Raw genomic sequence first — 11,453 nt, 5'->3', positions numbered from 1 at the left:
GTCCCGCACCGCTGCGCGCGGCGCGGGCCCGGGGGCCGCTAGCGTTCGGGGGCGCCGGAGAGCGTTTCCAGGATGCGAGCGAGATCCGCGCGTTCCTGGGCGTTGAGGCGCCCGAAATAGTCCTGGGTGTGGCTGCGCCGTGCTGCCCGCACGCGTTCGCTCAGCAGCGTCCCCTCCGCGGTCAGGCACACCAGGGTGGCACGCCTGTCAATGGGGTCCGGGTGCCGGAGAACCAGCTGCTTGGCCTCGAGCTGGTCGATGACCTCGGTGGCGGAACGCGGGGCAATGCGCAGGTGCTCGGCGATGTCCTTCAGTCGCATGCCCGCCCTGGATGCAGGGTCCGAAGGGTTGCTGTGTTGCGCCAGGGAACGCATGGCGCGGGACTGGTGGGGGGTGAGCTCAAACGGGGCCAGCCGTGCCGACCAGGTCTGTCGCAGCGAGCGGGAGGCCCGGTGGAAGAGCTCGGACAGGTCCCCGGGAGGTGCGGAATTGCTGCTGGTTGCCATGCACCCAACACTACAACAAAGTTGACTGGCAACCACATAGTGAGGTAACCTCAACAATGACGCGGTGCCAACCCCGCACCCACAACCACCACGAAAGGTGGTGCACATGTCGGAATCGAGATCCTCTTCCGGCGCGGCCCGATCGGGCCCCTCCACCAACAAGCCGCACGGCCCCGGTGACTCCGGCCGCGGCGGCGGCCCCGTTGCCCGCCTGAATCCGGCGGACCTCAAGCAAGTCAAGCTCCATCCGGTGAAGCTCTCCCGGATCGCTGCCCTCTTCAAGCCGCACAGAATCGCCATCGCCATCGTCGTGCTGTTGATCTCCGCGGCCTCGCTCATCGGGCTCGCCCAGCCGTTCCTCATCCGCGCCATCATCGACGACGCGCTGCCGCACCAAGACACCGCGCTGCTGGCCTGGCTCGCCGGCGGGCTGGTTGCCGTCGCCGCCGCCACCGCGGCCATCGGCGTGGTGCAGACCTGGATGGCCACCAAGATGGGCCAAAAGGTCATGCACACGCTGCGCACCCGGCTCTTCACCCACCTGCAGGCCCAGTCGCTGGGCTTCTTCACCCGCACCCGCGGCGGGGAGGTGCAGTCGCGGCTGACCAACGACATCGCCGGCATGCAGTCGGTGGTGACCTCCACCGCGACCTCGGTGGCCTCCAACCTGACCACGGCCGTGGCCACCGCCATCGCGATGGCCGCGCTGTCCTGGCGGATGAGCCTGCTCTCGCTCATCGTGCTTCCGCCGGCCATCTGGCTTTCGCGCAAGGTGGCGCTGATGCGCCGGGACATCACCACCGCACGGCAGCAGGAGCTGGCGGGGATGTACACGCAGATCGAGGAGGGGCTCTCGGTCTCCGGCATCCGGCTGGCCAAGACCCTGGGCACCACCGGGCGCGACGTGGCCCGCTTCTCCGCCTCCTCGCACCGCCTGGTCGACCTGGAGCTGCGCAGCCAGCTTGCCGGGCGCTGGCGCATGGCCACCATGAGCATCGTGTTCGCCGCGATCCCCGCGGTCATCTACCTCGCGGCGGGATTCCCCGCCACCAGCGGCGGGATGACCATCGGTACGCTGGTCGCCTTCACGGCGCTGCAGGGCGCGATCTTCCGCCCCATCATGGGGCTGCTGAACGTCGGCGTCCAATGGGTCACCGCGATGGCACTGTTCAGCCGCATCTTCGAATACCTGGACATGGACCCGGAGCTCAAGGCGCCGGTGAACCCCGTCGATCTTGATCCGGACCGGCTAATCGGGCGGGTGCGCTTCGAGGGCGTCGGCTTTGCCTACGGAGACGGACCCGCGGTGCTGCGGGGGATCGATCTGGAGCTGGCACCCGGCACCGCCACCGCGATCGTCGGACCCACCGGGTCGGGCAAGTCCACGCTCGGCTCGCTGCTGCCGCGACTGCATGATCCAAGCCGCGGGAGGATCACCATCGATGGCATCGACATTCGCGAGATGGCCCCGGAAACCCTGGCCCGGATCGTGGGCGTGGTCTCCCAGGAGACCTACCTGATCCACGCCTCGATCCGCGAGAACCTGCTGCTGGCGGACCCGGATGCCGACGATGCGAGACTTTGGAAGGCGCTGGCCAGTGCCCAGATCGCCGACCTCGTCGCGGGTTTGCCCGAGGGCCTTGACACGCTGGTCGGCGCGCGCGGACACCGCTTTTCCGGTGGCGAGCAGCAGCGCCTGGCCATTGCCCGGACCATCCTGCGCAACCCGAAGGTCCTGGTGCTCGACGAGGCCACCAGCGCGCTGGACAACAACACCGAGGCGCTGGTGCAGGAGGCCATTGACCGGTTGGCGGCCGGGCGCACCACGCTGATGATCGCCCACCGCCTCTCAACCGTGGAAAACGCCGACCAGCTCGCGGTGCTCGACGCCGGGGAGATCACCGAGCGCGGCCGCCCGGCGGTGCTGCGCGAATCGGGCGGCGCTTTTGCCAGGCTGCTGGCGGCCTCCGACGCTGCCGCCGAGGGCGAGCCGGGTATTGCGGCGGAACCGGCAAACGGTCAGGCACGGGAATTCGGCAACCGCCGGGCGGCAGCCGGGGCCGGCGTCCGGGCATAGGTGCCGTCCCGGGTAGGCCATAACCCCGGACTTCACCGCCGTTGGCGTGGAATGCGGTTGGCAACACGCGTTCCACGCCATCGGCGTTGGCTGTTCAATCGAATGCCCCGGCGGCCCGGCGGCACGGCGTCCGGGCTAGATGGCGTCCAGGTCCGTTTCCAGCAATGCCACCAAGGAATCCAGGACGGCCTCGGCGCCGGCGCCGCTTGCACGCAGCACCACTTCGTCGCCCTTGGCCGCGCCCAGGGTCATCAGCGAGAGGATGCTCGAAGCGTCAAGCGCATCGTCCTCCGGTGCGCCCTTGGGCGCGATGGTGACCTCGATGTCGAAGGCACCGGCGGCTTCGGCGAAGAGGGCTGCGGGGCGGGCATGCAGGCCTGAGGCGCTGGCGATGGTGGCAAGGCGTTCGGGCATGGCGGGTTACTCCTGTATTCGAGGGGGGTGAAGCTGGCGGGGCGGGAACAATCCTACGGTGACGCCGGTGGCCGGTTACAGGCCAAGAGCGGTGAGCTCCGGCAGCTGCCCGCGCACGGTGGCACGCGCCGCCTCGGCGCTTGGGGCGGCCAGGGCCAGCTGCGCCAATTCTCCGGCGCGCTCCAGGGTGACGGTATTGAGCACCGCGGCCACGGAGGCCAGCGACCTGGCGGACATCGACAGCGTCGAGACGCCCAGGCCGACCAGCACCACCGCCAGCGCCGGGTCCGCCGCGGCCTCGCCGCAGACGCCGACGGGCTTGTGGTTGCCCTCCGCCCGGGAACCGGCGACGGTCAGTTCGATCAGGCGAAGCACCGCCGGCTGCCACGGGTTGTTCAGGGCGGCAAGCGGGCCAAGCTGCCGGTCCGCTGCCATGGTGTATTGCGTCAGATCGTTGGTGCCCAGGGAGGCAAATGAGACCTCGGACAGGATGGCCGCCGAGCTGAGTGCGGCCGAGGGGACCTCGACCATCACCCCGGGGGTTGCCAGCCCGGCGTCGGCGCACATGGCGGCGAACTCGCGGGCCTCGGAAGGCGTGGAAATCATCGGGGCCATGACCCACACCTCGGCGCCGGAACCGGTTGCCGCGGTGGCGACTGCGGAGAGTTGGCGGGCCAGCACGCCGGGGGAGGTGGTGTCGGTGCGGTAGCCGCGCACACCCAGTGCGGGGTTCGGCTCGGAGGCATCGGTGAGGAACGGCAGCGGCTTGTCGGCGCCGGCATCCAGCGTGCGCACCACGACCTTCTTGCCCTCGAACGCGTCGAAGACGGCCTTGTACTCGGCGACCTGCTCCTCGACGCTTGGCTCGGTGTCGCGGCCCAGGAAGCAGAATTCGGTGCGCAGCAGGCCCACGCCCTGGGCGCCGGCGGCGGCGGCCTTCACCGCGTCCTTGCCGCCGCCGACATTGGCCAGCAGCGGGACCAGGTGGCCATCGGCCATCACGCCGTTTCCGTCGAAGACCGAAAGCAGCGCCGCGTTCTTCAGCCAGGCGGTGACTGCCTCGCGTTCGGTCTCGCCGGGTTCGGTGGAGATCGTTCCGGCGGCACCGTCGACGAAGACCTCGGTGCCCGGTTCCAGGACCTCGAGCCCCAAGGCGGCTACCACCGCGGTCAGGCCCAGGTCCCGGGCGATGATGGCGGTGTGCGACTGGGGTCCGCCTCCGGTGGTCAGCAGCGCAATGACCTTCGCCGGGTCAAGGGTGGCGGTGTCGGCCGGGGCGAGGTCCTCGGCGATGAGGATGAACGGGGTCTCGGAGTCGGGGATCCCGGGAGCCTGGACCCCGCGCAATTCGGCCACGATTCGGGCGCGCACATCGAGGACGTCGGTGGCGCGTTCGGCCATGTAGCCACCGAGGGTGATAAGCATCTGGGCGACGGCGTCGCCCGATTCCCAGATGCTGCGTTCGGCGGAGAGCCCGCCGTTGATCTTCTTGTTGGCGCCCTTGAGCAGCATCGAGTCGGTGGCCATCAGCGCGGTGGCCTCAAGTACGGCCTTGGCCTCGGGACTGGCGCCGGCCGCTCGGGTGCGCAATTCGGCCTGCACACGCGTGGCCGCTTCCTTAAGTCCGGCGATGGCTTGCTCCGCCGGCATCGAGCCGTTCAGCTTTTCCCCTGCAGGCGGTTCGGCCAGCGCCGGGGGCATATGCCGGATGGTTCCGATGACGCGACCGGGCGTAACGCCCACTCCTGAGAAGTTCTGCACTTAAGTTCCTCGATCCGGTGGATTGCTCTTGGGTTGTCCGTTGCGCGATGCAGCCGTCGATCACGCCAGGACTTGAGCATGAACCCAAGGTGTGATCCCCTTCATATAGCAATGCTATAGGTGATAGGGTAACAGCCATGAGTCTTGACTTCCAGCTTCCGCCAAGGGAGAGGCTGCTGCGGGCCGCCGTCGAACTTTTGGCGAATTCGGACGGGGCTCCTGTCTCGACCCGGAAAATCACCGAGCTGGCGGGGGTCACGGCCCCGACGCTTTACCACCACTTCGGGGACAAGGAAGGACTGTTCGATGCGGTCGTTGCCGTGGGTTTCGATCAGTACTTCGCCCATGAAATGGACCTTGTTGACACGGGAAAACCCCTCGACGACGTGCGACGCATGTGGGACCAGCACGTGCGCTTCGGCATCGAGCAGCCGCACCTGTACCTGGTGATGTTCGGCAACGTGCGTCCGGGAAGCAGATCCAACCGGGTCGCCGAGGCCGAGGCGCTGCTGCGGGAAAAGCTGGATCGGGCCGCAGAGTCCGGGCACCTGAACGTACCGCCGGTCGACGCGGCCCGCAGCATCCTCGCGGCGAACATCGGGGTCACGCTGATGCTCATCGCCGAGCCGGCGGCAGAGCGGAACTTCGAACTCTCCGACATGACCCGCGATGCCGTCATCACCGCGGTCTCCTCGGAGGTCGGCATCGCCGAATCCGCGACCCCGGTGGAGACCTCCGCTGTCGTCGTGGCGGCCATCGCCCTGAATGCCGCGCTGGAGTCCTCGAACCCGCAGCAGCTCTCCAATACGGAAATGAAGATGTTCCTGGAGTGGCTGCACCGCATCTCCAAACCGTCATAGACGTCCAAGCCGGTCCACCTTCTTTTCCTGCGGCGCAGCAGGACAAACGATTAGGAAGAATCATGGAAACAGACTCTGAGGCTGCCACGCCCGGTGACCCGCGGGTCCCGGCCGTGCCGGTGGAATCAGCCCAGGAATCCGCTGCCCCGGCGCGAGCCGAGGTCCTGGTGAGTGAAAGCATCGTGATGTCCGGCGCCGCCACCTCGCGCGACGGTGCCATCGACGAGGCGGGGGAGCTGCTGCTGGCCCGCGGTGCGGTGAACGAGGAGTACGTGGCCTCGATGCACACCCGCGAGGCATCGGTGTCCACTTACATGGGCAATTTCCTGGCCATCCCGCATGGCACGAACGAGGCCAAAGGAAACATCTCCAATTCGGCGGTGTCGATCATCCGCTACCCGGAAGGCATCGATTGGAACGGCAATGAGGTCAGGTTCGTGGTTGGCATCGCCGGGCTAAACAATGAGCACCTGGCCATCCTCTCCTCCATCGCCCGGGTCTTCACCGACAAGGAACTGGTGTCGCGGCTGGCCACAGCGGCCACACGCGAGGAAGTCCGCGATATCTTCGGCAAGGTCAACGCATCGTGAAGGTTGTGCTTTTCGGGTCCGGGAACCTTGGCCGGGGATTCGTCGATGGGCCGTTGCACGCTGCCTAACTCCTGGCCCGAGGTCCAGGCACTGGATGAGGCGTGGAAAGGGTGCCGGGATGCTTCCGCAAATAGTTGCGAAGGCATCCCGGCACCTTTTCCTTATTAATGGGTCGCGCGGAACCTGCCAGGGGCACCCTCGCCTGACCTCGGGCCTTAGAAGAGGGTGGCCTGGGGTTGCCGCCAGTGATTGTTGCGGCGCGGGAGCTGTTCGGGGTCGAGGTGCTTGGGAAGGATGACATGGGGGATGCCATTGTGTATGACGAGTGTGAGCAGTCCGTTGTCGGCCATGTGGTGGTGAGCGGTGCAGCCGGGGGTGAATTTGTGGACGCTGGTGTGGCCGCCTTGGGCAAAGCCGTCAATGTGGCACATTTCTAGGTGCTCGGGCGGGACCGTGCAGCCGGGGTAGAAGCATCCGCCGTCGCGGGCGAGGACGGCGCGCCTGATGGGGTCGGAGGCAAAGCGCATTTCCTGGCCGACGTCGAGGATTTCGCCTTGGCCGCCCAGGACCAGGGGGATGACGCCGTCGGTGGCGAGGCGTCTTCGGACTTCGCCGATGGGGATTTCCAGCCCGTGGGCGCTCCAGCCGGCGCCCTTGGCCAGACCGAGGAGGGTGTCGAGTCGGCAGTGGATGACCAGTTGGGCGGTGGGGAGTCCGGTGGCGCCCTTGCCGGGCGGTTTGGCTGGGGCGCGCATGAGATTGAGCAGGGTCTGGAGGTGGCGTTGGGCCGGGGTGAGCCCGTCGGCACCGGGAGCGATGCCGTTGAGCGGGTCGCTGAATCCGGGTGCCGGATTGTCCAATGCGTCGTTTCCGATGTTTTCGGGGCGGGTGAACCAGTCGGGGCCGTCCGTGGTGTGGTCGCCGTGGACTCCGTTGCCGTTCTCGTCGGCACTGTTGCCGTTGGCCGCGGTGTTGGCGGTGGGGTTCATGCCGGTGGCGGCAGCGGCCATCGCCTCGCGGTTTCCGGCCAGCGTGCGGGGGTTGTCTGAGGCGGCGAAGTGGGAAAGGAAGACCTCGGCGTCGGCATTCAGCATGCACACGGACATCCAGGTGTAGTGACGGGTGCGTTTGGTGGTGAAGATGCCGGTCTTGGCCCGGATCTCATCAGGGGACGGTTCGGGGTCGGCCGTGTTGTCAAGTTCGTCGGCCAGGGCAGTGAGTAGCCTGTTGGTGGCGCCCGGGATGCCGGCGGCGACGGATTCGGCGACCTGTTCCTCGAGACGTACGGCAAGGTCCGGCCTCTCGGGATGGGCGGCGATCGAGGGGGCGAGTTTGTCCAGTTTTCGGGCCGCGACCGTGGCGGGGCCCAGGCGGGCGGTGCCGGCGTGGACCTGCTCGGCGAGCTTGGGGTAGCGGGGACCGCAGGCGTTTCCGTGGATGTCGGTGTGGGGGAGCAGCGTGTTGGCGGCGTGGAGGCGGTCGCGGGCGGCGAAGTGGCTCAGGCCCAGGCCTCCTTGCAGGAAGGCGGTGGTGTCCTTGAATGGCATCAGCCCGGTGGGCACGGTGGCCGGGTCCGCGGGAAGCTGCAAATCGCCGTGGATGAATGCGACCGGGTTCTCGGCGATAGCCCGTGCCTGTTCGAGGTTCGGCGCCGGCAAATCCTGGACCAGGGTGCGTTGCGCGGTGTGTGCGGCGCGGATCTGCGCGAGTTCGGCCTGCCGATGGGTGCGTTCGACAGTGTGGGCGAAGAGCGCCGCCTGGGTGGGGGAGATGATCTCCCGGAATAGCTGGGCGGCGAGTTCGTCGATGCGTTGGGACAGGGCATTGAACAGGCGCAGCTTCTCGACCGGCGACAATGGGTGTCCCGGATCGCCACCGTCGCCGGTGAGGGCTTGAATGAGCGCCTGCGTTTCCATGTCTCCCAGTGTGAACTCCCAGGGAACGGACGGTGGCGCGAGTGCGCGGGGATGTGGATAACCCGATCACGCGGAGGCGTGATGGACGCGGGCGAAACCGACCTTGGTGCGTGAGTGGCGGGATCCGGGCGACTGCCATCGATTCCGGTTGTCCCGGTTTGGCTTCGCAATGGAAGGCCACGAACGCGCTCGACGTGGCAGAATTGCCGCATGGACACGAACCAAAAACTCGTTGAAGCCGCCATCGAACAACTACGGACCAGATGGCCGGGGGCACGGGATTCGGTTGCTGCCGCGGCCGTCGTGCTGGATGACGGACAAATCCTGACCAGCGTCAGTTTCGACAACTTCAATGCTGCGGCGACGTTGTGCGCCGAGACCGGGGCAGTGGCCCAGGCCTACACGCTGGGGAAATCCGTTGTGGCGTCGGCCTGCGTGACCGGCGGAACCGAAGAGGGAACGTACCAGGTGCTGGCGCCGTGCGGAATCTGCCAGGAACGGCTTGCCGTCTGGGGGCCCGAGGTCCTGGCGGCCGTTCCGGGCTCGGGCGGAGGCGCTGAGTGGGAAATGCGTTCGCTGCGTGAATTGAATCCGTACTACTGGGCGACGTCGTTCACCGCCCAGGGACAGTGGCCTTCTATCGCCGAACACGGGGAATAGGACCGCCGCACCGATCCCTGAATGCTGCGCCACGGAAGCCGCGCGGCTACCAGAGCTCGCGCTCAACCGCCGCTGATCGGATCTTCGAGAGCATGGCGCCAAATTGCTCCTGCTCGTCCTTGGAGAGCGAGTCAAAGAGCGTTTCCCGTACGAAGGACACATGCTTCGGTGCGGCGCTTCGAATGGTGCTCCAGCCGGCGTCGGTCAGCTTGATGTCCTGACCGCGGCCATCACAACTGGAAGCGCAGCGCTCGATCAGGCCCTTGGCCTCCATGCGGCGCAGCAGGTGCGACACCCGTGAGCGTTCCCACTCCAGCAACGAGGCCAGGTCGCCGGAGCGCAGGGCGTCGGGAGCTGCCTCCGAAACCGCGGCAAGTACCGAGTATTCGCCGCTGGACATCGCGGCATCGCGGGCGAGCTGGCGGTCCATGGCCCGGGGGAAACCCCAGAGGAATTCGCGGAACTCCAGCCATAGCTGTTGTTCATCTTCGTTGAGCCAACGGGGCTCGGACATGGCATGCCTCACATCTGGGTTCATTTGATTGACACGTCAATCTTCTCGCGGCAGGATATAAATAACAAGTTGTAGTTGATGCGTCAGCAAAAATCGGACGCGTCACACCCCAGTTCAAGGAGATTACGCATGACCAAGATTGCCATCGTCACCGGTTCAACCCGTCCGGGCCGCAACAACGCCGGCGTCGCACAGTGGGTTCTGGAACAGGCCCAGCTGCGCGGCGACGCCGACTACGAGCTCGTTGACATCGCGGACTTCAACCTGGCGCTCCTGGACGAAGCCTACCCGGCTGCGTACCAGAACTACCAGAACGATGCCACCAAGGCATGGGCCGCCAAGATCTCCGAATTCGATGGCTTCGTCTTCGTCACCCCCGAGTACAACCACTCGGTCGCCCCGGCCCTGGCCAACGCGCTGTCCTACCTGAACGCCGAGTTCGCCAACAAGGCCGCCGGCATCGTTTCCTACGGTTCGGCCTACGGCGTCCGCGCCGTTGAGCACCTGCGCGGCATCCTGTCCGAGCTGCAGGTTGCCCACGTGCAGAAGACCGGCATGTTCTCGCTGTTCACCGACTTCGAGAACTTCTCGGTGTTCAAGCCCACCGAGATGCAGGCCGCCTCGCTGGCTCCGGTCCTGGACCAGCTGGTGCCGTGGACCGTTGCACTGAAGTCCGTTCGCGACGCCGCCTTGGTTTCCGCCTAAGGCCTAACCGCCACTTTTCGGATGGCCGGTCCCGCACACCTCGGGGAAGGTGCGGGCCCCCGGCCTTCGATTCCCCTGCCGGACCCCTTGCCACCGTGCTCCCCAGCACGCGTGTGCCGGCCGGCAGGAACAGTGCCTGCCGGGATCTTTCCCCGGGCAGGCGTCTTTATTTTCCGCGATGGTGCATCAGGGCACACGAAACTAGGGTTGGGTTATGAGCGAAGAGCAGCACAGCACCGCCGGTGCCTATGTGACAGGCGCGGAATTCACGCGCGACACCAATTACATCCAGGACCGGATCGTCGCCGATCCCACCCAAGTGCGCGCCGCCGGCGGACCAACGACGGGAAGCATCGGCAATGTGCACGCCGGCATTGCCGAGGGCGCGGACCTGTGGCCCGTCGAGGCAGGGCGCTACCGGCTGGTTGCAGCACGCGCCTGCCCCTGGGCCAACCGCACCATCATCGTCCGGCGCCTGCTGGGCCTGGAGGATGCGATCTCGCTTGGCACCCCCGGCCCCGTGCACGACGTGCGTTCGTGGACCTTCGACCTCGATGAGGGCGGGGTGGACCCGGTGCTGGGCACCGAGCGCATCCAGGAGAACTACTTCAAGCGCTTCGCCGGCTACCCGCGCGGCATCACCGTGCCGGCCATGGTCGACGTGCCCACCGGTGCCGTGGTGACCAACGACTACCCGCAAATCACCCTTGACCTCTCCACGCAGTGGAAGGAATTCCACCGCGACGATGCCCCGGACCTGCTGCCGGCGGACAAGCTCGAGGAGATGATGCCGGTCATCAAGCGCATCTTCACCGAGGTCAACAACGGCGTCTATCGTTGCGGCTTCGCCGGGTCCCAGCAGGCCTACGACGAGGCCTACGACCGGCTCTGGGTAGCCATGGACTGGCTCGAGGAACGCCTGGGAACCCGCCGCTTCCTCATGGGGGATTCGGTCACCGAGGCCGACGTGCGCCTGTTCACCACGCTGGTCCGCTTTGATCCGGTCTACCACGGCCACTTCAAGACCAACCGCAACAAGCTCACCGAGATGCCGAACCTCTGGGCCTATGCCCGCGAACTGTTCCAGCTTCCGGGCTTCGGCGACACCATCGATTTCGAGCAGATCAAGGCCCACTACTACGTGGTGCACGAGGACATCAACCCCACGCAGATTGTGCCCAAGGGCCCGGAGCTGGCGAACTGGCTGGAGCCGCACGGGCGCGAGTCGCTCGGCGGAAACCCCTGGGGCACCGGCACCGCCCCGGATCCGGTCCGCGAATCCGAGAAGGTCACCGCCGGGCACAACCCCCTCTATCCGCTGGGCTGATCGCACACCGCGTCGCCACGTTCGCCAAAGACCCCGCCCGATCCCCCGGGCGGGGTCTTTGGCGTATCCAGGGTCCGGAGGCCAGGGGCCGGCGAATCCGTTGCGCCGGACTCTGGCAGTGCC

The 11,453-nt window shown here is 66.9% G+C and carries 10 protein-coding genes and 1 pseudogene; 6 read left to right on the top strand and 5 right to left on the bottom strand.

The genetic code is table 11. The annotated features are described in order from the left end of the window. Positions 1 to 38 precede the first annotated feature (38 nt). Positions 39 to 506 (bottom strand): MarR family winged helix-turn-helix transcriptional regulator, encoded by a 468-nt coding sequence (locus ACLQ7E_RS14720; protein ID WP_411733325.1) that lies wholly within the window; start codon positions 504 to 506, stop codon positions 39 to 41. Between the two features lie 106 nt (positions 507 to 612). Here ACLQ7E_RS14720 and ACLQ7E_RS14715 point away from each other — a divergent pair, with 106 nt between their 5' ends. Further along, a complete protein-coding gene (locus ACLQ7E_RS14715) occupies positions 613 to 2,583 on the top strand; it encodes an ABC transporter ATP-binding protein (protein ID WP_411733324.1) in 1,971 nt (656 codons plus the stop codon). 135 nt (positions 2,584 to 2,718) lie between these two features. Here the strand turns inward: ACLQ7E_RS14715 and ACLQ7E_RS14710 are convergent, their stop codons facing one another. Next, entirely contained in the window at positions 2,719 to 2,997 is a 279-nt protein-coding gene (locus ACLQ7E_RS14710) for an HPr family phosphocarrier protein (RefSeq protein ID WP_411733323.1), read from the bottom strand. A 75-nt stretch (positions 2,998 to 3,072) separates the two neighbouring features. Further along, entirely contained in the window at positions 3,073 to 4,758 is a 1,686-nt protein-coding gene (gene ptsP, locus ACLQ7E_RS14705; RefSeq protein WP_411733322.1) for a phosphoenolpyruvate--protein phosphotransferase, read from the bottom strand. Between the two features lie 137 nt (positions 4,759 to 4,895). Here ptsP and ACLQ7E_RS14700 point away from each other — a divergent pair, with 137 nt between their 5' ends. Beyond that, a complete protein-coding gene (locus ACLQ7E_RS14700) occupies positions 4,896 to 5,618 on the top strand; it encodes a TetR/AcrR family transcriptional regulator (RefSeq protein ID WP_411733321.1) in 723 nt (240 codons plus the stop codon). Between the two features lie 110 nt (positions 5,619 to 5,728). Next, positions 5,729 to 6,208, top strand: a pseudogene (locus ACLQ7E_RS14695) (PTS sugar transporter subunit IIA); the annotation flags it as partial. 215 nt (positions 6,209 to 6,423) lie between these two features. Here the strand turns inward: ACLQ7E_RS14695 and ACLQ7E_RS14690 are convergent. After that, complete coding sequence (locus tag ACLQ7E_RS14690) at positions 6,424 to 8,124, bottom strand: HNH endonuclease (protein WP_411733320.1); 1,701 nt, start codon at positions 8,122 to 8,124, stop codon at positions 6,424 to 6,426. Positions 8,125 to 8,334: 210 nt separating this feature from the next. Here ACLQ7E_RS14690 and ACLQ7E_RS14685 point away from each other — a divergent pair, with 210 nt between their 5' ends. Next, on the top strand, positions 8,335 to 8,784 hold the full coding sequence (locus tag ACLQ7E_RS14685) for a cytidine deaminase (RefSeq protein WP_411733319.1): 450 nt from the start codon (positions 8,335 to 8,337) through the stop codon (positions 8,782 to 8,784). A 46-nt stretch (positions 8,785 to 8,830) separates the two neighbouring features. On the opposite strand, the gene ACLQ7E_RS14680 is transcribed toward ACLQ7E_RS14685, so the two are convergent. Continuing rightward, positions 8,831 to 9,298, bottom strand: a complete 468-nt coding sequence (locus ACLQ7E_RS14680; RefSeq protein ID WP_411733318.1) for a MarR family winged helix-turn-helix transcriptional regulator — start codon at positions 9,296 to 9,298, stop codon at positions 8,831 to 8,833. A gap of 129 nt (positions 9,299 to 9,427) precedes the next feature. Between ACLQ7E_RS14680 and ACLQ7E_RS14675 the strand changes: the two genes are divergently transcribed. Both ACLQ7E_RS14675 and ACLQ7E_RS14670 read left to right on the top strand, forming a co-directional pair. Beyond that, positions 9,428 to 10,003, top strand: a complete 576-nt coding sequence (locus ACLQ7E_RS14675) for an NADPH-dependent FMN reductase (protein WP_411733317.1) — start codon at positions 9,428 to 9,430, stop codon at positions 10,001 to 10,003. A 214-nt stretch (positions 10,004 to 10,217) separates the two neighbouring features. Then, a complete protein-coding gene (locus ACLQ7E_RS14670) occupies positions 10,218 to 11,330 on the top strand; it encodes a glutathione S-transferase family protein (RefSeq protein WP_411733316.1) in 1,113 nt (370 codons plus the stop codon). Positions 11,331 to 11,453: the final 123 nt, after the last annotated feature.

It is taken from the genome of Paeniglutamicibacter sp., assembly GCF_046714615.1.
Lineage (GTDB): Bacteria > Actinomycetota > Actinomycetes > Actinomycetales > Micrococcaceae > Paeniglutamicibacter.
This window is presented reverse-complemented; position numbering and strand designations above follow the sequence as displayed.